The 23,400-nt window shown below is 62.8% G+C and carries 28 protein-coding genes and 2 pseudogenes; 16 read left to right on the plus strand and 14 right to left on the minus strand.

The window, feature by feature from the left end; all coding sequences use genetic code 11:
* Genes NOX35_RS28155 through NOX35_RS28165 form a run of 3 tightly spaced genes read left to right on the plus strand, consistent with a single transcriptional unit; the run spans position 1 to position 1,559 of the window.
* The gene (locus tag NOX35_RS28155; protein WP_223936884.1) at positions 1-1,077 is read left to right on the plus strand and encodes a type IV secretion system protein; all 1,077 of its coding nucleotides are present in this window, start codon (positions 1-3) and stop codon (positions 1,075-1,077) included.
* Positions 1,078-1,080: 3 nt separating this feature from the next.
* Positions 1,081-1,383: a hypothetical protein gene (locus NOX35_RS28160; protein WP_063599770.1), complete on the plus strand. Its 303-nt coding sequence runs from the start codon at positions 1,081-1,083 to the stop codon at positions 1,381-1,383.
* Complete coding sequence (locus NOX35_RS28165) at positions 1,380-1,559, plus strand: hypothetical protein (RefSeq protein ID WP_043087844.1); 180 nt, start codon at positions 1,380-1,382, stop codon at positions 1,557-1,559. Before NOX35_RS28160 ends, NOX35_RS28165 begins: the two co-directional genes overlap by 4 nt.
* Positions 1,560-3,137: 1,578 nt before the next feature.
* On the opposite strand, the gene NOX35_RS28170 is transcribed toward NOX35_RS28165, so the two are convergent.
* The 6 genes from NOX35_RS28170 to NOX35_RS28195 form a co-directional block, all read right to left on the minus strand.
* On the minus strand, positions 3,138-4,346 hold the full coding sequence (locus NOX35_RS28170) for a replication initiator protein A (protein ID WP_256497096.1): 1,209 nt from the start codon (positions 4,344-4,346) through the stop codon (positions 3,138-3,140).
* Positions 4,343-4,603 carry a hypothetical protein gene (locus tag NOX35_RS28175; protein ID WP_256497097.1) on the minus strand — a complete coding sequence of 87 codons (261 nt, stop codon included), beginning with the start codon at positions 4,601-4,603 and terminating at the stop codon, positions 4,343-4,345. Before NOX35_RS28175 ends, NOX35_RS28170 begins: the two co-directional genes overlap by 4 nt.
* Positions 4,604-4,701: 98 nt before the next feature.
* Positions 4,702-5,076, minus strand: coding sequence for a hypothetical protein (locus NOX35_RS28180; RefSeq protein WP_256497098.1), 375 nt, complete (start codon positions 5,074-5,076; stop codon positions 4,702-4,704).
* Positions 5,077-5,166: 90 nt separating this feature from the next.
* Complete coding sequence (locus NOX35_RS28185) at positions 5,167-5,475, minus strand: type II toxin-antitoxin system RelE/ParE family toxin (RefSeq protein WP_256497099.1); 309 nt, start codon at positions 5,473-5,475, stop codon at positions 5,167-5,169.
* Between the two features lie 3 nt (positions 5,476-5,478).
* The gene (locus NOX35_RS28190) at positions 5,479-6,303 is read right to left on the minus strand and encodes a hypothetical protein (protein ID WP_256497100.1); all 825 of its coding nucleotides are present in this window, start codon (positions 6,301-6,303) and stop codon (positions 5,479-5,481) included.
* Complete coding sequence (locus tag NOX35_RS28195) at positions 6,300-6,743, minus strand: hypothetical protein (protein WP_256497103.1); 444 nt, start codon at positions 6,741-6,743, stop codon at positions 6,300-6,302. The genes NOX35_RS28190 and NOX35_RS28195 overlap by 4 nt, the downstream gene beginning before the upstream one ends.
* A 278-nt stretch (positions 6,744-7,021) precedes the next feature.
* On the opposite strand from NOX35_RS28195, the pseudogene NOX35_RS28200 reads away from it, so the two are divergent.
* Positions 7,022-8,524, plus strand: a pseudogene (locus tag NOX35_RS28200) (Mu transposase C-terminal domain-containing protein); the annotation flags it as partial.
* Here NOX35_RS28200 and NOX35_RS28205 read toward each other — a convergent pair.
* The gene (locus NOX35_RS28205; RefSeq protein WP_003159185.1) at positions 8,476-9,042 is read right to left on the minus strand and encodes a recombinase family protein; all 567 of its coding nucleotides are present in this window, start codon (positions 9,040-9,042) and stop codon (positions 8,476-8,478) included. The pseudogene NOX35_RS28200 and the gene NOX35_RS28205 overlap by 49 nt on opposite strands.
* 181 nt (positions 9,043-9,223) lie before the next feature.
* Between NOX35_RS28205 and NOX35_RS28210 the strand changes: the two genes are divergently transcribed.
* The 5 genes from NOX35_RS28210 (at position 9,224) to NOX35_RS28230 (ending at position 12,288) form a co-directional block, all read left to right on the plus strand.
* On the plus strand, positions 9,224-9,475 hold the full coding sequence (locus NOX35_RS28210) for an AbrB/MazE/SpoVT family DNA-binding domain-containing protein (protein WP_003108276.1): 252 nt from the start codon (positions 9,224-9,226) through the stop codon (positions 9,473-9,475).
* Complete coding sequence (locus tag NOX35_RS28215; RefSeq protein WP_003159186.1) at positions 9,472-9,867, plus strand: type II toxin-antitoxin system VapC family toxin; 396 nt, start codon at positions 9,472-9,474, stop codon at positions 9,865-9,867. The genes NOX35_RS28210 and NOX35_RS28215 overlap by 4 nt, the downstream gene beginning before the upstream one ends.
* 11 nt (positions 9,868-9,878) lie before the next feature.
* Positions 9,879-10,415 carry a hypothetical protein gene (locus NOX35_RS28220; RefSeq protein WP_003159187.1) on the plus strand — a complete coding sequence of 179 codons (537 nt, stop codon included), beginning with the start codon at positions 9,879-9,881 and terminating at the stop codon, positions 10,413-10,415.
* Between the two features lie 198 nt (positions 10,416-10,613).
* Positions 10,614-11,150, plus strand: a complete 537-nt coding sequence (locus NOX35_RS28225; RefSeq protein WP_256497101.1) for a recombinase family protein — start codon at positions 10,614-10,616, stop codon at positions 11,148-11,150.
* A gap of 229 nt (positions 11,151-11,379) precedes the next feature.
* Positions 11,380-12,288, plus strand: coding sequence for an SDR family NAD(P)-dependent oxidoreductase (locus NOX35_RS28230; protein WP_256497102.1), 909 nt, complete (start codon positions 11,380-11,382; stop codon positions 12,286-12,288).
* Positions 12,289-12,390: 102 nt separating this feature from the next.
* Here the strand turns inward: NOX35_RS28230 and NOX35_RS28235 are convergent.
* The 7 genes and pseudogenes from NOX35_RS28235 to NOX35_RS28265 form a co-directional block, all read right to left on the minus strand.
* Positions 12,391-12,774: pseudogene (locus tag NOX35_RS28235) on the minus strand (TrbI/VirB10 family protein); the annotation flags it as partial.
* An 89-nt stretch (positions 12,775-12,863) separates the two neighbouring features.
* Positions 12,864-13,064, minus strand: coding sequence for a hypothetical protein (locus NOX35_RS28240; protein ID WP_256497088.1), 201 nt, complete (start codon positions 13,062-13,064; stop codon positions 12,864-12,866).
* Positions 13,065-13,076: 12 nt separating this feature from the next.
* The gene (locus NOX35_RS28245) at positions 13,077-13,772 is read right to left on the minus strand and encodes a hypothetical protein (protein ID WP_256497089.1); all 696 of its coding nucleotides are present in this window, start codon (positions 13,770-13,772) and stop codon (positions 13,077-13,079) included.
* Positions 13,769-14,053: a ribbon-helix-helix domain-containing protein gene (locus NOX35_RS28250; protein WP_223953288.1), complete on the minus strand. Its 285-nt coding sequence runs from the start codon at positions 14,051-14,053 to the stop codon at positions 13,769-13,771. Before NOX35_RS28250 ends, NOX35_RS28245 begins: the two co-directional genes overlap by 4 nt.
* A gap of 47 nt (positions 14,054-14,100) precedes the next feature.
* Positions 14,101-14,745 (minus strand): AAA family ATPase, encoded by a 645-nt coding sequence (locus NOX35_RS28255; RefSeq protein WP_256497090.1) that lies wholly within the window; start codon positions 14,743-14,745, stop codon positions 14,101-14,103.
* Between the two features lie 147 nt (positions 14,746-14,892).
* On the minus strand, positions 14,893-17,277 hold the full coding sequence (locus tag NOX35_RS28260; RefSeq protein ID WP_256497091.1) for an LPD7 domain-containing protein: 2,385 nt from the start codon (positions 17,275-17,277) through the stop codon (positions 14,893-14,895).
* Positions 17,267-17,629, minus strand: a complete 363-nt coding sequence (locus tag NOX35_RS28265) for a plasmid mobilization relaxosome protein MobC (RefSeq protein ID WP_147095506.1) — start codon at positions 17,627-17,629, stop codon at positions 17,267-17,269. Before NOX35_RS28265 ends, NOX35_RS28260 begins: the two co-directional genes overlap by 11 nt.
* Positions 17,630-18,059: 430 nt before the next feature.
* On the opposite strand from NOX35_RS28265, the gene NOX35_RS28270 reads away from it, so the two are divergent.
* The 7 genes from NOX35_RS28270 (at position 18,060) to NOX35_RS28300 (ending at position 23,399) form a co-directional block, all read left to right on the plus strand.
* On the plus strand, positions 18,060-18,488 hold the full coding sequence (locus tag NOX35_RS28270) for a hypothetical protein (protein ID WP_256497092.1): 429 nt from the start codon (positions 18,060-18,062) through the stop codon (positions 18,486-18,488).
* Positions 18,489-18,493: 5 nt separating this feature from the next.
* Positions 18,494-19,201: a StbB family protein gene (gene stbB, locus NOX35_RS28275; RefSeq protein WP_063599778.1), complete on the plus strand. Its 708-nt coding sequence runs from the start codon at positions 18,494-18,496 to the stop codon at positions 19,199-19,201.
* An 11-nt stretch (positions 19,202-19,212) separates the two neighbouring features.
* A complete protein-coding gene (locus NOX35_RS28280) occupies positions 19,213-19,767 on the plus strand; it encodes a hypothetical protein (RefSeq protein ID WP_256497093.1) in 555 nt (184 codons plus the stop codon).
* A complete protein-coding gene (locus tag NOX35_RS28285; protein WP_256497094.1) occupies positions 19,764-21,371 on the plus strand; it encodes a type IV secretion system DNA-binding domain-containing protein in 1,608 nt (535 codons plus the stop codon). Before NOX35_RS28280 ends, NOX35_RS28285 begins: the two co-directional genes overlap by 4 nt.
* A 536-nt stretch (positions 21,372-21,907) precedes the next feature.
* Entirely contained in the window at positions 21,908-22,633 is a 726-nt protein-coding gene (gene virB5 / locus NOX35_RS28290) for a P-type DNA transfer protein VirB5 (protein ID WP_063599774.1), read from the plus strand.
* Positions 22,634-22,644: 11 nt separating this feature from the next.
* On the plus strand, positions 22,645-23,142 hold the full coding sequence (locus NOX35_RS28295) for a hypothetical protein (protein ID WP_063599773.1): 498 nt from the start codon (positions 22,645-22,647) through the stop codon (positions 23,140-23,142).
* Positions 23,139-23,399, plus strand: coding sequence for an EexN family lipoprotein (locus NOX35_RS28300; protein ID WP_256497095.1), 261 nt, complete (start codon positions 23,139-23,141; stop codon positions 23,397-23,399). Before NOX35_RS28295 ends, NOX35_RS28300 begins: the two co-directional genes overlap by 4 nt.
* Position 23,400: the final 1 nt, after the last annotated feature.

Below are 23,400 nucleotides of genomic sequence, written 5' to 3' on the forward strand. Positions count from 1 at the left end.
ATGGCTATCGAATCGAATATTTTCGAGTGGATTGGCGAAAGCATCGACATGACCCTGAACACGTTTGTTCAGGTCACGTCGAGCAACGTCATTTCCATGTTCACCGACTTTTTCATCTACGGCGGAACGCTGACGTTCGTTCTGATGGGGTTCGCCATCATCTTGGGATACGTCGAAGCCCCGGCGTCCAATTTCCTGAAAACGTCCGGCAAGTTCCTGGTCATCAGCGGCTTGGTGCTGAGTGCCCCAACCTACATGGGATGGGTTGTCGAAGCTCTGCGCGGCCTGGAAACCGGCGTGGCTGATGCCTTCTCGGCATCGGGCAGCAGCACGCCGGCAACCTCGGTCTATCAGGTGCTGGACAAGGCCGTGACGGATGGCTTTCAGATCGGCGGCGACATGCTCGACAAAATGGGCAAACGGCGCTGGTACGAAATCGGCATGGTGTTTTGGGACTTGCTGAACGCCATCATCATCTATGCCGCTACGCTCATCATCGCCATTCCTGCCGGCGCAATGGTCATCGTTTCCAAGATCATGCTTACCGTCATGCTCGGCATCGGCCCGTTCTTCATCGCCATGCTGATGTTCCCGGTCACGGCCAAATGGTTCGATAGCTGGTTTGGTCAGGTCATGACCTACATCTTGCAAATCGCCCTGGTGACAACGGTTCTCGGCATGGGCATGAAGTTTTTCAGTGCGCTTACGGCCAAGGTTCTGGCCGTCACCACTGACCACCCTATCGCCACGATGCTGGAAATCCTGATCGTTACGGGCGTGACCCTGTTCTTGCTACAAAAAGCATTTGAGGCGGCGGCGGCCCTGGCCGGCGGCATGTCCTCGGCGGGTATCACGCTGCGGCAAGTCACCCAGGCGGCGGCATCCCCCGTCACCCAGGTTTTGAACCGCCAAACTACGCGCCGCGATATGGAAAGCGGGATGATGGTCACGGGCGGCCGGCTTAATCATCTGGCGGCCGGTAACTCGATGTGGAACCCGGCCTATCGGCAGCACGTCTTGCAGAACCTCGGCAAGAACTGGGGGCCAGCGAAAGGCGGCAACGTTAAGGGGGGGTGAGCCATGTTCACACTGATGGAGCATCACGCCCTGTTGCGCCTCATGCGGCTTTCCACGGGCTACATTTCCGACAGCAAGCGCGTTGCCCATTGGCTGCAAGAATGGGAACGGTCGGAAAATCCTCGGGCCATCAAAGCGCGGGTATCTGGCCTTTCCGACCACACCGCCAGGGACATGCAGGAAGTCGCCCAGGCGGCCAAGCGGACAGGGGCGAAGCCCTCCACGCTCGACCGCCTGGAATACGGCTACAGCATGGAACGCATCGCGCGGGCCTATCCGCTTCCGTCGATGGAGTACGAACGATGAAGGACAGGCCGCACGACGAAGCAATGGCCGAGGCATATCGCAAGCGGCCGGGCGAAGCGTTCGCCATGTTCCGGGCGCTGCTGCTCGATGGCGGCCAGCCTGGGGAATGGCGCATCTTCTGGCGGCAGCTCCGCAAGGCGCTGGCTTCTCGTGTGGGGAAAAGTCGCCTGCCTTAGCTGCGGGCGTGGATTGAAACTGGCGTCACGTCCGGCTTGTGCTGCGTCGTCTGCACCACGGCCCCGCCTCGGCGGGGCTTTCTTTTTGGTGACAACGGATCTTCCTCGATCGCGCGGGCCTGTCACCATTGCCGGGCATTGGTGACGCCGGCAGCTTGGCCAGGTCGGCACCGTGTCACCATCGGGAACGGTAGGAATAGTAATAGTATTACTACTATTATTCTTATCCCTGCCCTACTCCGCGCTTCGCTTGGGCAACCCATTCGGTTGCATCCCGCGTCCGATCTTGCCGGACTGGCTGCGGGGGCAGGCCCGGCGGCTTCGCCTTGTTCCTCCCCCTGGCCGATAGGCTGCACGGCTTCCAGTGGCATCAAGGGTAAAGGCTTCGCCCGGCATCCTCGCCCGGTCGCCTACGGCGCTGCGGCCTGCGGTGCCGCCCTTGACACCACTTCCAGCCAAACGTCCCCAGGTGCCCCGGTTTTCAAGTGGAAAGGGGGTCAAGGGTGAAACCGGAAGCCGCACGCGGAGCGCAGCCCGCAGGGCGAGCACCGAACGGGTGAGGATTTCAGGGCCGCAGGCCCGGCCCTTGATGCCCTTGGAACGTCCCAAGCCTCTAGTCTGGGGGGCAGTCAAGGAAGCGAAGCGCCCCGCCGGCTGCACCCCTGACGACAGAGGGCGACTCGCTCCCTTCCCGCCCCGGCGGGAAGGGCGGGGGGATGGGTGGCGGGCGCGGAACGCGCCTTTCTCCCGCTCGCCGGCCCGGCCGGCGTGGGGGCGGTGTGTAGGCCCGGCTGGTTGGAATCATTAGCCTTTTTCGAGATTCAAGACAGATTCAGCGCATGGCAGGCCCGCCGGACGCCCCAGGAAGCGCCGTAGGCGCTTTTTGAGGGCTTGGTAGGGGTTGAGAGCCGCCCCTACCCTGAAAAACGCTTCTGCGGCCTTCCCGCGCGCGCTGGTGCCCGTTCTGTGGCACGCCGGCCCGGCTTGCTCCTTTTCTGAAAGCCCATTGCGGCCTTTCCGCTTGCGCTGCCGGTTCCTGGCGGGGCGCGTAGCGCCCTGCCCTGCGCAGGCGGTCGAGCTGCGCCGCGCCCTGGTAAAGCGTTCTGGCCGAAGGCCAGCCATTTAGCCGGAGGGGGAGCCGGCTTGTCCGGGGGAACCCCGCAGGGGTGCCCCGGCCGCAGGCCGCTTTGCGGCGGTTCGTTTCGCGTTGTCGGTTGAGTTATGCACAGACCGGTACGTTTTAAGAGTTTTAAATATGTTTTAAAGATTTAGAGCGAAAAAGCGCCGAAAAATCGTTATAAATCAATGAGTTGCGAAGGTGCCCGGTGTGTAATAGACGGGCTTTGGTGGGTAATAGACGGAGCCGGGTGTGTAATCGACGGAACCCGGTGTGTAATCGACGGACTATCCACAGGCTGGAAGCCTGAAACGAATCGCCTCCGTCGATTACACACCTTTGGCGACAAAAACCGCCCGCCTGGCTGTCGATCTGTCGCCATCGTTCCGTCTATTACACACCGCCATGCCTGGCGGTCATGGTGACGCGGCCGAGCTGGCCAGGTCGTCAGCGTGTCACCATCATGCAAGCGGCGGCGGAGCGTCATCGTCGCCTATGTCTTGGCCGTCCTCGCCTTCCTCGTCCGGCAAGTCGGGCAGCTCGTCCTGGGTAGCGTCCCGGTTGGTGATGATGAGCATCGGGCCAGCCTTCCCGGTCACCTCTGCAAGCGTGTATTCGGGCAAGTCGTTCGCGTCGATCAGCTTGCGCAGGATGCGGCAGAACTCTTTGAACGTGCCCACGCTGCCGCTGCGCTCATAGATCAGCTTGAAAGACCAACGCGCCCGGCCACGGCCGGCAGCTCGTCGCGCCAATCGGTACAGGAACCGGCCTATGCCCGGCTCGATCAAGAAATACTCGGGATGCACGGTCAGAACCTCGGGGTTCTTGGCCTCGACCACCTCCCGATAAATCCAGCTCGGCACCTCGATTTCCACGCCCGCCACGCGACCGTTTTCCGCATAGGAAACGGTGCGGTAGTTGCTTAGAAGCCCCTCGCCCTCGGCCTCGCGCATCATGCGCCCGCCCTTGCCCTTTCGCGTCCTGACGATCTTCAAGGATGTGCTTTTCAGGCGGTCTAACGCCGCCTCGATTTCCTCGTACTGACGGCCGCCATCCGAACGTCGGCAGAACTTGAGGATTTCCGCGACATGCGGACGGAAAACCCGGCTAGGCTTGTCGCCGCGCCCTTCACGGTAGCGGTTCATCGCATCGGTAAGGTGCGAAATCGCCATCAGCACAATGTCATAGTCCCAAACGGACGCCATGCCATCGGGGCCGGCTTTCACTTCCACATAGCCATCGGTCAGTTCGTAGCGGATGGTTTCGCCGGCTCGCTTGTCCTTCTTGGACAGGCGGAACACGGCCACGTCCATGATGCTGCGGCTATCTTTCGTCGCCACGTCGTACAGGACAGGCACGAAAAAATCGGCCTGGGCGTCGCCTTCTGGCGGCCGGCGCATGGATGGTGACGGCGCAGCTTTGGCCGTGTCCTCGCGGGCATTGCGCTTGATGGACGCGATAGCGGCGGCCTTCGCCTCGGCTTCTTCCTGCTCCCTGGCTGCGTCCTCCGCGCGCACGCGGCGCTCTGCCTGGGCGAACGTCTCGCCCGGTCGGGCGGCCGCCTCAACGCGCTTGCGGTGCTTCGCGTCGATGGTGGCTTTCAAGCGAGTCAAGGAATCGCCCAGGGTGTCACCTATGGCGCGTGGGCCGTCGTGTGGTGTTCGGCTCATGCGCCCTCCCTGATGAAGTTTTCGGCTTCGTCGGCCGTGTCGAAAGGGACACCATCTGGATAGCTCCGACCGTAGGGCCGTGCCATCCATCGGCCATCTGACAGGGGCGACACTTCGCCAAGAAAGTTGCCGTCCGTCTCAACGAGGAACATCTGAGGCCGGTCGGCCCGCTGTGCGCGCAGCTCGCGCAAGGCATTCATGGCGCATTCAAATGCTGTTTCTCGGTCGCCATTTTTGCTAAGATTGGTCATGGTCATTTGCCTGTTTTGGTGATGGTCAGCGGCCCTTTCGAGTTCGCCACTCCGGGGCCGCACCCCGGCCCGACACTGTTAGCGCGGTGTCGGGCCTTTCTTTTTCACATCGGCCCCGTCGCCTCGCGCCAGTTGGACGAATCCACGATGATTTCCGGCGCAAGGTGCGCCACGTCGGCCAGCGTCGAAAGCGCCTTCTCGAACGTGCGGAAACGCACCGGGCGGCCCTCGTAGGTGACGGCATGCAGCGCCCTCCCCTGGCGCGCGTACAGCGTGAAACCGGCCTCGTCGTCGGGATAGAGCACGGCTTGCACCAGCTCCCGGCCGGGCGTGTCGCACGCCGCGCTGAAACGGTCGAACGTCCAAGGCCGCCCCTTCCTGGGCTTCGGCTCCAACTGGTCAAAGAAGGCATCCACGAAAGCGCCGAGCTGGTCTTGCGGGATACCTGCGTTTTCAAAGTCCTGGTGTTGCTGGTTCATCTTCGCCACTCCTAAAAATCCGGCGTTAGCGCGCCGGGGTTGGTATTGGTGACAAGTAGATCTCGCCGGCGAGATCCGCTTGTCACCACGTCACGGCATTTGCTGCGCCGCGTGTTTCACTCGCAAAATTTCCACGGTGCCGGCGTCGTCCAGCACGCGATAGAACACGATGTAATTCGGATGGGCGACCAGCTCGCGCACGAAGGCGGGCAAGCCCGGCCGGCCAGTGCGGCCCATCTTCGGATGCTGCGCAAGCGGCAAGGTCTTGTCGCGCAGTTCCTGGCCGAACGTCTCCGCTCTGGTCGGGTTGTCCTGGGCGATGTAGTCGATGATGTTGTCTAGATCGGCCTCGGCCATCGGACGCCATACGATGCGGTAAGGGGTTTTTGCCTTCGCCATAGATCAATCGCCGTCCGTCTCGGCCTGCTTATCGACAAGCGCCTGAACGGCCGCGAACAGGTCATCAGCCTTGCCGCCGTAGCTCTCGAAATCGTCCAGCAAGGCGGCGAAGTCGTCCCGCTGGAACTGCTTTTCTTCGGCCTCGGCCTCGCGTGCGTCCTGCTCGTCCAGGTCGATAGCGTTCATGGCGTGCGCTCGATGCAGCCACGCATCGGCGTATTCGCGTTCATCGCTGCCGTTGCTGCCGTAGCCGTCTGCACGCGGGCACGCGACGAAGTTCTGAATGCCGGCCAGATCGCCCGCGAAGCTGCGTAGCAGCTCCTGGGGCGTCATCTGCACGCGCCGGCACTCGCGCACGAACTCCGGCGGCACGCGCAGCGTGACGGCCACGGTTTCATCGGGCACGAAGCGGCCGGCCTCGCCGGGGATGATGCCGACAGGGGCGCGGAAGCCATGCGGCCGGGCATCGCAACGCCAGCCGACAACCTCCAGGGCGCGGCCGTCGTCACTGGTGGCCCGGTCGCTGCTGTCCAGCTCGGGCACTCGGCGCAAGCTCTGGTCGATGTAGTCGCGGAAGTAGCACGCGCCGGTCGGCAGCTCCCGGCCGAAGGGCTGCGCCGGCACGATGTAGCCGAACTTCCCGACGTTGCGGCGGCTGTATTCCTGACTCCACGGCCCGCCGCCGATCAGTTCGCGGGTGGTGCCGGCGTGCTCGATGGTCAGCAGCTCATGGCCGCCTTCGGCCTGCTGCACGTCGATCAGCCGGACGTTATGCACGGTGACAGAAGCGCCGGGCTGTGCGAGCGCGGCGAAGGCATCGAAGCTCATGCGCGCTTCGCTCCTGCCGCCTTGTGGCGTGCAATGCGGGCATCCATCCGCGCCATGACTTCATCGTGCGGGATGCTCGGCCGGGGATCGTCGATAGCTTCCTGAATCTCGGCGGCCAGCCATTCCGTATAGGCGGCGGCTTGGTGCGCCTTGCGCATCGCGTCGGCCCGGCCACGGTTGCCGGCGGTTTCCTCTTTCTCGGCCGGGTTCCACTCGCTGGCGTCGAACTGGCCGATGGTGATGCCTACGTCGCGCAGGACGTTCAAGGCTGCAATGGGATTGCCGAAACGGCGCGGCTCGTTGCTGCGGGCCTTCGCCAGCAAGGCGGCGGCTCCGCTGCGCGTGGCGATCTGCACAAGGAACGCCCCGCCCTGCCCTTTCAGGGTCACGCCCTCGACGCCGCCGGCATCGCTCGCGGCGCGAAGCTGTTCAATGGTCATGCTTTGCATGATTCACTCCTTATAGGGTGATAAAGATAACAGGGTTGATTGTGCATGTTTTCTAGGAAACGTGCAAGCCCTTGTTAGTCGGAAAACGGTCGTTTTGTGGATTTCGTGGCGGTGCCCTGCCCTGCCGCTGTCATTTTCAGAAGACGACTGCACCATTCAGCGCGGTTTGAAGCCTGTTGTGCATACGGCTCCTGATAACCCGATATCAGGATTCCTCTGCACAAAACTCGTCTATGCTCAATACTCGTGTGCACCAAAGCGAGGTGAGCATGGCGACCGATACCGCACCGATTACCGAGCACGGCGTGGCCACCCTGCCAGAACAGGCATGGGAGCGTGCGCGTCGTCGTGCGGAGATCATTGGGCCGTTGGCGCAGTCGGAGACGGTTGGGCATGAAGCGGCCGACGCGGCAGCCCAGGCATTGGGGCTGTCCCGGCGGCAGGTCTACGTCCTGATCCGCCGTGCCCGGCTAGGTTCGGGGCTGGTCACTGACTTGGCTCTTGGGCAGTCGAGCGGTGGCAAAGGTAAAGGCCGCTTGCCGGAGTCGGTCGAACGAATCATCCGCGAGTTACTGCAAAAGCGCTTCCTGACCAAGCAGAAGCGTAGCTTGGCGGCGTTCCACCGCGAAGTTGTGCGGGCGTGCAAGCTGCAAAAGCTGCGGGTGCCGGCGCGCAACACGGTGGCACTGCGGATCGCCGGCCTCGATCCGCGCGAGGTCACTCACCGCCGGGAAGGACAAGATGCCGCCCGCGACCTGCAAGGTGTTGGTGGTGTTCCGCCACCCGTCTCCGCGCCGCTGGAGCAGGTGCAGATCGACCACACAGTCATCGACCTGATCGTGGTGGACGAGCGCGACCGGCAACCGATTGGCCGTCCGTACCTGACCCTCGCCATCGACGTATTCACCCGCTGCGTGGTTGGCATGGTCGTTACGCTGGAAGCCCCGTCCGCCGTCTCGGTCGGCTTGTGCTTGGTGCATGCCGCCTGCGACAAGCGCCCTTGGTTGGAAGGGTTGAACGTAGAGATGGATTGGCCGATGAGCGGCAAGCCCAGACTGCTCTACTTGGACAACGCGGCTGAGTTCAAGAGCGAGGCGCTGCGCCGTGGCTGCGAGCAGCATGGCATCCGGTTGGACTATCGCCCGCTCGGGCAGCCGCACTACGGCGGTATCGTGGAACGGATCATCGGCACGGCGATGCAGATGATCCACGACGAATTGCCGGGGACGACCTTCTCCAATCCTGACCAGCGCGGGGAATACGCCTCCGAGAAGATGGCCGCCCTGACACTGCGCGAGCTGGAGCGCTGGCTCACATTGGCGGTCGGCACCTATCACGGCTCTGTGCACAACGGCCTGCTCCAACCGCCGGCCGCGCGCTGGGCCGAAGCTATCACGCGGACCGGCGTGCCAACCGTCATCACTCGCGCTACGGCTTTTCTGGTCGATTTTCTGCCCATCATCCGCCGCACGCTGACCCGCACCGGCTTCGTCATCGACCACATCCACTACTACGCCGATGCGCTCAAGCCGTGGATAGCTCGGCGGGACCGCTTGCCTGCGTTCCTGATCCGGCGCGACCCGCGCGACATCAGCCGCATATGGGTGCTGGAACCAGAGGGGCAGCACTACCTGGAAATTCCCTACCGTACCTTGTCGCACCCGGCTGTCACCCTCTGGGAACAACGACAGGTGTCATTTTCAGAAGACGACTGCACGGAATATCAGGAGTCGGCTGCACTGGTGGATTGCAGCGCGGTGTACAGGGCCGTCTTGCTCACCTTGAGCCGTGTAGCGGCCTCTCGGACATTAAGCCCGTTGGCGATGTGCTCCCGCGCTCGCTGCAACTTGTCGGCGGTGACAACCGGCTTTCGCCCGCCCTTCCTCCCACGAGCGGCGGCGGCAGTCAACCCGGCCTTGGTGCGCTCGCGGATCAAGTCGCGCTCGAACTGGCCCAGCGCGCCGAACACGTGGAAGATGAGCCGCCCGCCTGGCGTGGTGGTGTCGATGGCTTCCGTCAGAGAACGGAAGCCGACGCCTCGCGCTTCCAGCGCGCCTATCGTTTCGATTAGGTGCGGCATAGAGCGCCCGAGCCGATCCAGCCGCCAGACGGCCAGCACGTCGCCGTCGCGCAGGTAGGCCAGCGCATCAGCCAAGCCGGGGCGGTCGGCCTTGGCCCCGGAAGCCGTGTCCTCGAAAACGCGCTCGCAGCCTGCCTTGCGTAGCGCATCCGTCTGCAAGGCGGTGTCCTGTTCCGCCGTCGATACCCGCGCATAGCCGATCAGTGCCATTTGCCGCCTCTCTTGTCCGTCATTCCGTCCGCCTATCTTAATGTCCGACAACCCGTTGTGCAATAACTTTGCTGGACAGTGTCCGGCATGGCCGACTAATGATCGTTTGACGGACATTGACGGTAAGGCATTTTTGCATTACTATGTGAAGCATCAACCTTGATTGCGAGGGCAAACCACCATGACCACATTGACCGTTACCGCACGGGGACAAGTGACGTTTCGGAAGGACGTACTGCAACACCTCGGCATCAGGCCAGGCGACAAGATCGAGCTGGACTTGTTGCCAGACGGTCGGGGCGTGCTCAAGGCGGCACGGCCCGCAGGGACGATAGCCAGCTTTGTCGGCCTGCTCGCGGGCAAGACGCAGAAGGTTGCCACCATCGAAGAAATCAACGAGGCGGCGGCGCAAGGCTGGGCAGGTAAGCAATGAAGGTCGCAGTCGATACCAACGTCCTTGTGCGTGCGGTTGTGCGTGACGATCCCGCACAAGCGGACGTTGCCGCCGCAGTCTTGACCGACGCCGAGTTGATCGCGGTCGCGCTGCCGTGCCTATGCGAATTTGTTTGGGTGCTGCTGCGTGTCTACGGCTTCCAGCAAGCCGACGCGGCCAGCGCGATCCGGGCACTACTGGCCGCCGCGAATGTGGAAGTGAACCGGCCTGCCGTGGAGGCTGGCTTGCTGGTGCTCGACGCGGGCGGAGACTTTGCCGATGGCGTCATTGCCTACGAAGGCAACTGGCTTGGCGGGGAAACCTTCGTTTCCTTCGATAAGAAGGCGGTGGCACTTCTCACGGCGCAAGGGCAATCAACGCGCCTTTTGTGACGGACATGAGCATGAACGAATTCCGCCGACTGGCCGCGAAGATCGACCAACACATGCAGCAGCTTGCCGCCCAGGGTGTCAGCGAGGCCCATGCCATCATCAATCGCATGATGGGGTACGGGCCTGACCTGCACAGGATTTGGGTCGGCACATCCGATCAGCAGCTCATGGCGCTGTCCCGCGAGTTCCCAGGGTTCTACCGCTACGCCCGCATCATGGAAGAGGCATCCGAAGCCGAGCGCCGCAAGGCTTCGCGGCCCTATGACGGCATGGCCGAGTTCTCCGAACAGCACAAGCAAATGGGCGCGCAACTGCTGACCACGGCGGCCACGCTTGAGCGTGGCTACCAGGCGTTTCGTGCGAGCGGCAGTCTCCAAGACTTCCGGCCTCAGCTCGACGAGCTGGGCCGCCTGCATCGGCAATGGCTGTCCGACCTGGAAGCCTTCAAAGACTCGCTGCGCACGCAGGGCGCAGAACCCAAGGTGCTGGAATACGTGAACGAGGCTTTCGGCCGCCTGGCCGAGCGCATCAAGCAGCTTGCCGGTTGATCGCCGGAATTTTCGGCGGTTCCGGCTTTGTCGCGCCGTGCACAAGAGTTCTGAGCAATTCCGATCTCTCGCGGCGCTTCGTGCATAGAACTTCTGACCGTTCCCGGTCAGAAGTTCTATGCACACACGGCGGCCAGCCCAGTGAACTGGTGCAGTCGCCTTCTGAAAACGACACGGGTATCGACCGACGATCAGCGAATGGACTTGCAGCGGGACGCCCTGACGGCCGCCGGCTGCGAGAAGGTATTCACGGACACGGCCAGCGGCGCGAAAGCGGCCCGGCCAGGACTGGCCGAAGCCCTCGCCTTCGCCCGCAAGGGTGATGTGCTGGTCGTGTGGCGGCTCGACCGCCTGGGGCGCTCGCTGCCCGAGCTGGTCAAGGTCGTGGGCGAGCTGGAAGCCGCCGGGGTCGGCTTTGAGAGCGTCACGGAACGGATTGAAACCAGCTCGGCCGCCGGCCGTCTGGTGTTCCATGTGTTCGCGGCCCTGGCTGAATTTGAGCGGCGCTTGATCGTGGAACGCACGCACGCCGGGCTTGAAGCGGCCAGGGCGCGAGGGCGCAAGGGTGGCCGCCCTGCCCTGCCGCCGGAAAAGGTCGCGGCGATACAGGCAATGGCGACCGGCAATCGGTCGGTGTCGGAGATATGCAAGGCGCTCAAGATCGGGCGCAGCACGCTTTACAAGTACGCGCCAGGGATGAAGGCCGCGCCGACCGTTGGTGACAAAACGAGCTGACCAGGTGCGCGGGCCTGTCGCCAGTGAGCCAGGTAGGCCATGCCTCATTTTTGGATACACAAACGTGTATCCATGTGATACGGTCATCCTATGTCAAGCAAAGACGCTGGCCTCCGTATCCGTGTTGAGGCGATCCACAATCAGGTGAGAAAGATATACTCAGGCGCATGCAAACAGTGGTGGCACGCAATATTTGCGTCACCCCAACCCAACCAAAGGAGAAGTCTACATGGGTAAGCTAAACGATAAAGTTGTCGTGGTGACGGGCTCGGTCTCTGCGATCCCGGGTTATGATTCCATTGGATCGGCAACCGTTCGCGAAGCTCTGGCAGAAGGGGCTGCGGGAGTCGTCATCTCCGATATCAACGACGAACTGGGCGAAGCCTTCGCGAAAAGCCTGAACGAACAATACGGCACCGGACGGGCTCTCTATGTCCATACAGATGTAAGAGATCCGAAGGATGTCGAAAAGCTGTTCGCTATCACCGAAAAGACCTATGGCCGCGTCGATGCTGTTATGGCCAATGCCGGGGTGGCAACGGCCGAGGACTTCGACAAGGATCCGGAAGCCGTCCTGAAATCCCGTAAGTTCATTCAAAGCATTAATGAGGACGGAGTTTTCCACACCGCCCTCTACGGTTCGCGTCTGATGATCAAGCACGGGACGAAAGGCTCCATCGTGCTGGTATCCAGTATTCACGGTGTCGTTGGTCGCCCAAAGGTCGTGAACCCGGACACGGGCGATGTGCTAATCGATCGCTTCAACTTGATTCAATACACAATGGGCAAGCATGGCGTCGTCGGCCTGTCGAAGGCCTTGGCTCTTCAACTGGCGGAATATGGCATTCGCGTTAATACGGTGAACCCGGGCTATATCATGACCCCCTTGTTTCAGGCTGCGGTCAATGCCGATAAGGGCGAGTTGGCAAAAGAGAAGACGCTGGCAACGGATGCTTTCGACTTCACCCAACTGGCGGCACTGCACCCGCTCTGCAACGACCCGGTAGAACAGGCCGATATCGTTCCACGGGGCAAGTTTGGTGGTCGCATGGGCGTTCCTGTCGAAATTGCCAAGCCCGCAGTCTTCCTGATGTCGGACGAATCTTCCTTTGTTATGTTACAGGCCAGAAGCTTGTAATTGACGGGGGGTATACGGCAGGCTGAGATCGCCTTGTGGGAGGCTCCCACACTGGCTCGCTGCATCGCCGGGGTCGAAGTCGCCTTCGCCCGGGTGCGCGCGATCGCTTGTGGCAAGCTCGGCCCCGACAGCCAGCAGCGTGGAGAGGCCAGCCGCCCGCATCAGATCCCACCAATGGTAATCGACGCCATCCTCAAGACCCGCATAACCGCTGGCATCCGCGCCCGGCAGGCGCTCAAGAACGATCGACCGACCACCGGGGAGGATCAGCCGGTTCCAGACCAGCAGAACCCGGCGCTGGCCGAAGGTCACATCGTCATCATATTGCCCGATGATGCGGGTGCCTTGCGGGATCAGAAGCAGCGACCCGGTCGGGCTGTCATAGACGTTTTCCGTGACCTGCGCGGTGATCTGGCCGGGAAGGTCAGAGCGGATGCCGGTGATCAGGGCGGCCGGGATGACGGCCCCGGCCTGAAGGATATAGGGCAAGAGGCGTTCAACAACGTCACCTTGCCGGATGAAAACGTCTATAAAACCGCCATTGAGGCCGCCCTCGGCTGACAACTCGGCCAGTTTCAGGACGCGGACGGCTCCGACGTCTCCCCGTCCTCCGGCCACGCGATAACAACGCGCTCGGGCTTGTCAGGGAGCGGCGGCAATAGGTGCTCGTCGCGCGGCATCAGTAGATACATGCCGCCATCGTCGGCAGGCCGCGCCCGGTACGGGTCGGGGCGTTCATCCGGCGGGCTGTTATGAGTAGGTGATTTTTCGCTCATTTACTCAATTCCTCAACGGCCGTAACCGTAGCCGGTTTCAGCTTCATAGTTGCCCTGATGGTCGCGGCTCACTTCCACGTCGTCGCCCACGTCCATTTCCGCGCCCTCGATCTGCGGAACCATCACGCGGTCGCCGTCGGCCTCGATGACGAAGGCCCGGCCCTCGTCGTCGCGCTCGATCTGCTGCACCACTTCACCCGCAAACGATTCATCGCGGGCCAAGATTCGCGCCTCGTACTCGGCGGCCAGCTCCGGGCTAACGCCGGCATGGCTCAATTCCTCGGCGTGCTGCTGCTCCTGGGCGTGCTCGACGGCGGAATGCAGGCGCTCGCGCTCCCTGCTGATGCCCTGCCCTTCCGTCGCGGCCAGCTCGGCGCGCAGCTCGGCATTCTCGGCCCGCTCGGCCGCGTACAGCCCGGCATAGTCCGGGCGGGGGGCGGCGGCCTCGATGTTGCCGCCCTCGATGCGCTCGCGCATCACCTGGGCGGGCTGCAAGTCGCCGGCAGGCCCGCCGGCCTCTCGGTCGCGGTCGTGGGGCCGGTCGCCCTGCTCGGCCTGGAAAACGCGCTGCCGGCACTCGGCCAGCTCGCGGGCCAGTTCGGCGCGTCGGGTCGGGTCGGTTTCGCGTTCCAGCTCCAAGGCCAGCGCGCCGCACTGGTCGCGCAACCTGGGCAGCTCGTCCATGTGTTCGGTGTCGTGCTCGCTCATGGTTCGATGGTCATTCCACGGTCGAGAAGCTGGTAAATCGCCATGTTGATAAGGGCGGCCCGCGTCTGCCCTACCTTCGCGGCCATCGCGTCGAGCCTATCCACCAGTTCAACGGAAATGGTGAGGCTGATTTGTTCCTTGTTGCCCTTCATCGTGCGCTTGCGGGCGCGGGCCGGCGTAGCAGGCGCAGGGGAAACGGCACCGTCCGGCGCAGCATTGATGAAAGCGTCCGCGTTCGGCGTCGGCTTCTGTGTCTTGGGGGTTGGTCTAGTAATCGCCATTGCATTGCCCTTGCATTGTCAAAGGATATGAATTTACGTTCTTATGCCTAGTCAAACAATGCGGAAACAAGCGAATTCAGTTCCGCCATTGCCTTCTTGTCCTGCGGCTTGAGTTCCAGCACGGACAAGCCCGCGCCGGCCGCGTTGGCAAATGCCTTGCGGCGTCGGATGGGGGTCGGCAGGTATTCAAACTGCGGCACGTCGGCCACGGCCGCCGCTGCCTCGGTGTTATCGGTCGAGGCTTCGCCAGGGTCGGCGCAGTTCAGCACGGCCACGGCGCGCAGGCCGTCACGCACGCTGCGGGCTTCATCGACCAGTGCGGCTATGTCGTTCAGCGCCCATACGTCGTAGCTCCTGGGTTGGAACGGAACCACGATCACATCGGACAGCACCAGCGCCGCCCGCAAGGCGGTGGAATCTCGGCCGCCGGCATCAATGATGATGTCCTGAAACTTGCCCTGCTGCTGCGTGACCTGGGCGCGCAAGGTCGGGCCGTCTGGATAGCTCGCGCAGGCGATGCCCGGCGCGTGGCCGGCGTCGGCCCGGATGCTGATAGCGGTCTGTGCCGTGCCTTGGCGGTCGGCGTCGATCAGCCACACGTCGCGGCCAGACAGCGCCCGCGCGATTGCGATATTCACGGCCAGGGTGGTTTTCCCTACGCCGCCTTTGGTGTTGCCCACGGTCACTATCATGGTTCGGCCTCGTTCATATGAAAAGGATAGTCTAATTATATCCAATTCCCTACCTTTGGCAATCCGTTACCCATGAATTGCAGTGCATGGGATGGTGACGCCGCGGCGGTGGCCAGGTCGCCGCGGTGTCGCCAAAAGGGCAGGGCACTACCGGCTGCGGCCGGTGTCGCGTGGTGGGCGCTGCGGTTCTTGGCCGCGCTCCTGTTCCGGCTCGGTCGTGCGGCCTGGGCCGCCCTGGGCGGGCTTGGCGCGCTCGGCCTGGGCCATGTAGGCCCGGCCGGCCTTGATCGCCTCCCGGCGCTGCTCGTATCGCTCCTGCAAGCCCTTGTCGCTGAACTCGACGTAAAGCCCCTTATCGGCCGCAATGTCGGCCATCGCATGCCTGTATGCCTCATCGCCACCACGTAGCCGGATGCTCGGCCCGAACTTCGCCAGGGCGAGGCGCAGGCCGGTTTCCAGCGTGTCGCGCTCGGTCTGGCTGAACTCAACCGCCGGCCCGGTATCGGTGAACATAGCCCGGCGCTGCTGGTCGTAGTAGGTCACATTGCCGTCCTGATCGACCTTGTACCCGGCCGGGGCGGCCGGCTTCATGATCGGCGCGGCCTCGGGGTGGCGGCCGTCCTTGTCCTCGATGCGCTCGCGTGTGGCCGGCTGCGGCTGTCTCATGCGCTGCCGGCGCAGCTCGGCCAGGGCGTCGGCATCGCCACGCTCGGCACGCTCGGCCAGATAGGCGCGGTACTGGTCGGCTGGCTTCATGCGATACCGGGCTTTCAGCTCGGTGCGCTCGGCCTCGATCTGCTCGCGCAAGGCAAGGTCGCGCTTCACCTTCTCCATGCGGGCCAGGGATAGGGCGGCTTTCCGCTCTGTCGCCTTCATGGTGCTGTCGTTCTGGATGGCTCGGCGCTCGGCCTGATACTGGCGGCGCTGCTCGGCGCGGCGCTCCTGCTCCCGCCGCTTCTGCGTCTGCCAATCCTGTTCCCGGCGCTCGCGCTGCTGCGGTTGCCATTCCCGCCGGTAGTCGGCCCAAAGGTCGCGGCGCGGGGCGCTCCGGGCCGGCTGCTGCACTTCGCGGCCCTGCTGCTCGGCGTAGGTACGGCGCAAGATCGGCGCGGCCTCGCGCCAGGGCAAATGCAGCTCCTGGGTAAGAAAGTCGGTCACGTTCAGGTTTCGACGGCCGCACCGTATGCGGTCGCTGCCGTCCTTCGCCTTCGTCACCTCGTACTTGTCGGGCATCACGCCATGCGTGCGGCTGACGGTCGCCAGCAGGCGCGCGGCGTCCAGCTCGCGCTTGATCGTGTCGAACTCGGCCCGGCCGGCGTCCTGGCCGCGCATGGTCGCTTCGTGCCGCTCGGCAATGCGCTGGCCGACGACGGTATCCGCCGGCCGGCTGTCCCGCTCCTGGGCCGGCGAGGGCAGGGGGGGCGGCTCCCTGGCTGGCTGCGCCCTCGTCGGGGCCGGTGGCTCGGGCTGCGGCTCGATCTCATGGGCGGCCCGGTGCTTGGCGTAGAAGCTGGCCGCGCGCTCGGCCAGCATGGCCCGGCGCTGCTCGGGGTCGGCCTCACGATAGGCGGCGTATGCCTTGCGGCTCCCGCTGTTGAGATATTTCAGCTCGGTCGCCCTGACTTCGTGCCACTCCTTCAAACGGTCGGCAATGTCGGCCGGGGTAGGGCGGGGCGCTTGCGCGTCCTCGTATCCCTGGCGCAGCTCGCCGGCCAGCCGGCGGCGCTTCTCGTCGGTCGGCAGCTCGATAAATTCACGGCTGAAAACGTGGTCTTTTAGGTTGATGCCCTTGGCCGCGCCCTCGGGCTTCACGTTGAGATATTCGGCCGCTCTGCCGGCGTTCCGGGTCTTTGTCTCGCCGTACCGCGTGACGACGGCTCGGAACTGGTCGAAGTCGGTCACGCCCTGGTCGAGCACGTCGGACAAGATGCGCTCTTTCAAGTCGTGGTTCGCACCCTTGAAATAGTCGCCCTTGTATCTGGCGATCATCGCGCTTTCGTCGGTGAACTCCACGCGCCGGTTATCTTTCGGGCTGGCAAGCCCATATTTGGCGTTGATGTGTTCCTGAAAGGCTTCAAGGAATTTGGTCTGCTGATCGACCTTGCCGAACGGGTTTAGATTCCGCTGGCTCAATAGGTTGTGTTCGGGAATGACGATGTGAATATGCGGCTTGCGCTCGATGAACTCGCCCGTTTGCTGGTTGGTGTAGCTTTTCAACCTGGGCAAGTGCGCTTCGGCATAGAAGTTGTATTCGTCCGCCTCGTATGCCGTCATGGCGAACTGCTGGAACTCGTCGGTGATCGCCTGTAGCTGCTCCCGGCTGATTTCATCCTCTTTGAAAGCCAGGGTGATATGCAAATACCGCTCGCCCTGCTTGTCCATGCTGTTGATGATGGCGTCGGTCAATTTCAGGTCGCCCGCCAATATCACGCGCTCGTCCAGCTCGGCGCGGTTGTAGTCGCGGCCGTCCTTCCGGCCTTCTTCCAGATATTCGCGGATTCCGGCCTCGCCGCCACGCACCCTAATCAGCATGTTCGACGGCCTCCCGCATCGCGTCGGCAATGGCCTGTAGCTCGGCCAGGATGCCGGCATAGGTCGCGGGCGTGGCCGTGCCGGCCAGCTCGGCCGCGTTCGCCGCGTGGGCGAGCTGGTTCATGTTGTTGCTGGTCTTGTTGAACAGGTACAGCAGCCGGCGCTTGTCGCTACTCGCGGGCACGCGGGCGACAACCTGGGTGCGGTTCTGCAAGACGCATTCGCGGAAGAACTCGGACGGCTTCAAGCCCGATGCCTCGACCTTCGCCAGATAGGCGGCATGGTCGGCGTCGGTAAGGCGAAAGCTCACCGGTCGGGTGAGCTTCTGGCCGTCTGCGGGCTTGCGGGGCATGGGCGGGCCTCCCTTCATTTCCTGCCCGGACGGCGGCCAGGGCAGGGCGGTTGCAGGCCGGCGCGGGCAGCGCCGGGCGGTCTTGCCGGATGGCGACGAATCCCCGGCCTGGTGGGCGGGGATCTGTCGCCAGTCGGCGCGGCTCCCGAAGGGGCCGCCGGCAGGGTTTCCAAAGGGGGGGCAACCCCTTTGGGCACGGGATATGTGTCAAAACGCGGAGCGTTTTGTAAACATATCCGACGTGCCTATCAGTGCCATGCTTTAGCATAGCACGCGCCGCAAAGCGGCACAATGAATGCGAAGCGACTTGCAAAGGATGCAATAGGGATGCACAATAGACGCATATATGGCGCTTCAAGATGCGTTGCGCTATCATTTGGCGTCGCAATGTATGCGATTCCGATGCAATTCAACGCAAGGCGAACGAACGATGAGCAAAGACGATATAGCCGCGCGTATGCGGGCCTTGGCGACCGATGACAAACGGCGGTCGGAAACGGCCCGGCTACGCGAATCTTTCGACGAAGTGGAAGCCGCCCTGAAGGCGGGCGCACCACAAGCTGAAGTGCTGGCCGAACTACACGCTGCGGGCTTCACCATGACGATGGCGAGCTTCAAAAGCGCCCTGCAACGCATCCGCAAGGAACGGGCAGGGGACAGGCCGGCGCGTAGATCGGCGGCCCCTGCAACGGCCCCACTTCGTCATGACGAAAAGCCGCCGGCCTCCCCGCCAGCGGAAAGCGCACGCGAGGGCGACAAGCCCAAAGCGCGCATCACGAACCCGGCCGACGTGCGCAAAGCACGGAAGCGGGACATTGACTTAGAGAGCCTGGAAGATGGCTCGGACGATCAGGAGTAAAGATTATGAAAGTCGCCGTTCTCAACTACACCGGCACTGTCGGCAAGACCACCATCGCCGCGCATCTGCTTTCGCCCCACATGGGGAATGCGCCCATTTTTGCGGTGGAAACGATCAATGAAACGGCGGCCGGCCTTGGCGTCGATGTGGAGCAAATCAAAGGCCAGAAATTCCGCGACCTGTTCCGCAAGCTGATTGCCCTGGATGATGCAGTTATCGACGTGGGCGCATCGAACATCGAAGATTTTCTAGATGGCATGGTCAAGTTCGATGAATCGCACCTCGAATTTGACTATTTCGTTATCCCCGTCACCAGCGGCACCAAAGAGCAAAAAGAAACTATCTCGATGATTGGAACCCTGGCCGACTTCGGCATCCCGCCGGAAAAAATCCGCATTGTGTTCAATCGGGTGGAAGCTGACGTAGCCGACGAATTTACGCACGTCCTCAACTACGCGAAGAAAGAAAAGAACTGCATTGCCAATACCGACGCGGCCATTTTTGAAAATGAGCTGTTCGACGCGCTCGCGGTCAAGAAACTGACCGTCGATGCTCTTTTGTCGGATGAAACCGACTACAAGGCGATGCTGAAAAACAACCCGGATGCGAGCGCGAAAGAGCGTTCCCATTGGGGTGACATGCACGCTTTGAAGGCTTTGGCCCGAAGTGTCCGCCGCAATCTCGATGCGGTCTATGACGCGCTTTTCAAGTGAGGGGGTAGGACATGGAAGCGGAACGCACGCCCCGCACCACAAGGGATGCTCTGATACATGAGCTGCTAGGCGACGTGGGGCGGCTACACGATCAGGTCAAGGCGCTGCCGGACGCCTTCAAGGAATCTGTCGCGCCGACGCTCGGGGCGCTTGCCCTGGCGGTGAAGGATGCAAAGGGCAGCATCGAACAAGCCGGCAAGGCCGAAGTGGCGGCCTTCAAGAATTTCACGGCCCAGGACAAAGTCGCCCTGCGTGACTCCCTGAAAGCCGCGATGCACGATGAAGCCGGCCACGCTCTGGATAGCGCAGCGCGCGAGCTGGCGAGCGCGGCGCGGCGCCATGCGGACGCCGCCAAGGCCGAAGTGCGGCAACGGTGGCAATGGCTGGCCGTCGCCCTCGCGGTCGGCCTGCTCGGCGGGGCGCTCGGCTTCTACGGCTCGCATCTGCTCTACGGCCAGCAGCAGGCCGAACAAGCGGCCTTCGGCCGCGCCGTCATGGCAACCTGGGGCGATCTGGACGCCAAGGCCAAAGAACGCATCCAAGAGGCCAGAAGGAACACGCCATGAAGCCCGCCCTTGTCCTGACTCTCGTTATCCTGGCCGCCTCGGCCTTCTTCCTGGCCCGCAACGTGCGCGACACGCTCAAGGGCAAGAACCGGGGCGCGGTCGCCTGGGTGGTGTGGCTCTGGCTCGGCCTGTGGGGCGTGGCCCTGGTCTATGGGATCGCTTCGGCCGTGCCGCGCTGGCTTGCCTCGGGCGAATCCTCGGCGCTCCTGGCGCTCGGTGTGGCCGTCGTCTCGGGGTTCTGCCAAACGCGCCTATGGGGTCACTACGTCGCCCGCGCGAACTACGCGCCCCACGGTCAGGAAACCGTCGTGCGTGGCACCGAAGTTGTCGGCGGCGGCGATCTGCAAGCCCGCATGTACGGCGACAAGGCCAAGCCGGCCGACGTGGATATTGAAATCGGCGGCGTCGTCCTCCCTCGGATGCTGGAAGCCCAGCACATGCTTTTCAGCGGCACCACGGGCGCAGGCAAGACGCAGGCCATCAATCGGGTGCTGCGGGCCGTTCGCCAGCGCGGGCAGCGGGCTTTGATTGCTGACCCTGCCGGCGGCTTCTTCTCCCGCTTCGGCCGCCCTGGTGACGTGCTTTTCAACCCGTTTGATCGGCGCTCGGTCGATTGGTCGCCCTTCGCGGAAATCCGCCATGACTACGATTGCCAACGCATCGCCAAGGCGGCCGTGCCGGACGGCACCGGCGAGGGGGCAGAGTGGCACCACTACGCGCAAACGCTCCTAGGTGAAACGCTGCTCGCCCTGCATCAGCGCGGGGAACATTCGGTAAAGCGGCTGCTGCACTACGTCAGCGCGGCCGACACGAAGGAACTAGGCGAGCTTCTGGCCGGCACGCCTGCGGCCATCCTGACGGCCAAGGGCAACGACAAGATGCTGAACAATACGCGCGGCATCATCGCTACCTATCTCGGCGTGTGGCGCTACCTGCCCGACGCCGGCACGTTCTCCGTGCGTGAATGGGTGCAGGACGAAACCCGCGACGGGTGGCTGTTCGTCACCTACCGCGACGATCAAATGGGGATGCTGCGCGGGCTGGTCGCCTCAATCTTGGAGCTTGGCATTGTCGAGGGCTTGAGCCTGTCGGAGAACCAAGAGCGCGGGCTGTGGTTCGTGTTCGATGAGGTCGATTCCTTGGGCAAGGTATCGAGCCTGCGCGGCGGCCTGACGAAGCTACGTAAGTACGGCGGCCGGTGCGTCCTGGGCCTGCAAACGGTGTCGCAGCTCCGCGAAACCTACGGCCGCGACGAAGCGCAAACGCTCCTGGCGAACCTCTCCACCAAGCTGATACTGCGTGCCGGCGACAACGAAACGGCCGAGTATTTCAGCAAGGAACTTGGCGAACAGGACATTGACCGGCTGCAAATGACGACGGGCCAGGGCACCAGCTCGGGCGGCGTGCTCAACCCTGGGCACTCGTCGGAATCCAGCAATACCAGCTACAACATGCAGCGCGTCCGGCAAGCGGCCATCCTGTCGTCGGAAATCCTGAACCTGCCCGATCTGCACGGCTTCCTGAAAATTCCCGGCCAGCCGGTCGGCGCGGTGCAGGTCGAGTATCAGGCCATGCCCGAAGTGCAGCCGGGCTTTCAGGGGTGACGGCAGACATGCACGCCGCCCCTCTTGGCCCTGCGGGCCAGGGTGGGGAAAGGTGCCTGCGGCACATTGAAAAGGATATGCAATTCATAGTAAAATAATCGCATGAATCAGATTGGTGACACGGCGGCGAACCTGGTGCGGGCACCGTGTCACCATTGGCTAATCCGCGCCAAAGTACGAAAATTGGGATGCCATTACGCCTAGTTTTGGCATCTGTATTTACCCCAAATCGGGGAAGCCTTGATGCCCCAAGATCGCCCCAGGCGAACCGGGTGCCGGCCTGAAAAGAAGGGCCTGACGTGCGGGAACAGCACCGCATGACACGCTGAAAGTGGCGTGACAGGGTGGCCGGAAAAGTCGGCCTCTGACGACGTGGAAAGACCGTTGTGATTAGCCCAAAGCCCGCGCAACGCGGGCCGGGTGCCGCCCCAAGTAATGCGGGGCTGACTGCCGGGAAAAGTAGCTCGAAAGAGCCGGCGGACAGGTCGGAAAGAACGGCCGGCTTCCCCTCCTTCTCATCAAAAGGAGTGGCGATCATGAAAACTTTCTCTGTCTCTCTCGTGCTGGCCGCCGGCATTGCCATGTCGTCGGCCGCCTTCGCGCAAATTCCGGTCACTGACGGCGCTTCCATCGCGCAGCAGGTCGCGGCCCAGGTCGAAACCATCGCCAAGTGGAAGATGCAGTACGACCAGATGACCAGCCAAATCAATCAGATGAAGCAGCAATACGAGTCTCTGACCGGATCGCGGAACCTCGGGCAAATCCTGAATAACTCGGCCCTGCGCGACTACCTGCCGAACGACTGGCAGGGCGTCTATGACGCCGTGAAGTCGGGCGGGTATTCCGGCCTGAGCGGCCGGGCGCAATCCATCTTTGAAGGGAACAAGGTCTATGACCTTTGCGCCAATCTGGCGGATTCCCAACAGCGGACGCACTGCGAAGCCCAGGCCGTCAAGGGTGCCCAGGACAAGGCTTTTGCCCTGGATGCCTACGACAAGGCGAAGTCGCGGCTAACCCAAATCGACCAGCTCATGGCGAAGATCAACGACACGCCCGACCCCAAGGCGATTGCCGAGCTGCAAGGCCGTATCGCAGCCGAACAGGCCATGATTCAGAACGAGCAAACCAAGCTCCAGATGTATCAGATGGTCGCGGCGGCCGAAGATCGGTTGCAGGAACAGCGGCAACGCGAAATCAACGCCAAGGTTCTGGCTAATCGTGAATACACGAAGCACCAGCCTTTCAACCTGCTGGATAAGTAAGGGGACGCACCATGATTTACGTTCTCTCCGGCCTGCTCGCGGGCATGTACGCAGCAATGGTTATCGGCTTCTGGCGCGACGTGCGCCGCTTCGGCAAGTGGAAGGAAGCCATCGGCCGCGAAGTGCATATGTTCGCTATGGATGGCGTGTCCATCTATGCGGCCTTGATGGTGGCCTATTTCGCCGCGCACGACTGGTACGGCTTCACCTTGCCGCTGTTCAGTCAAGGCCAGCTCATGAGCTGGCAAGCAACGCTCCTGGCGGTCGCCTGCGCCGTTACCAGCCTGTCCATCGGCTACTTCAATGGCCGGGAAAGGTTCCTGACACCGACCTATGCAGGTCGCCGGGAAGCAACGCTGCGCTTCCTCGCCTCTCGCCAAATCATCGAAGCGGCCGAAGTAACTCACGCGCTGAAAGTCATGCGGCAACATGAAGCCCGGCAGTTCAACGGCCAAACCATCGACGCCGAAGCGCGGACTATCGAGCATGTGCAAGGGGAGTCGAAATGAAAAAGCTCTCTATCGCCCTGGTCGTCGCGGCCGTCCTGGCCGGCTGCGGCGAGAACACGCCCGTTCAAACCGTCGATTGGTACAAATCCCATGAGGCCGAGCGCACGGCCATGATTGCCAAGTGCAAGGCCAATCCCGGCGAGCTGGACGCCTCCCCGAACTGCATCAACGCCGTGACGGCGGCAAACCATCTGGCTGTCGAAAAGCGGGGCTACACAAGGCACGCCCCGATAAACGCGCTCGAAGGGGGAAAGTGAA

Source organism: Comamonas sp. C11 (assembly GCF_024496285.1).
GTDB classification, from domain to species: Bacteria; Pseudomonadota; Gammaproteobacteria; order Burkholderiales; family Burkholderiaceae_C; genus Comamonas; species Comamonas testosteroni_F.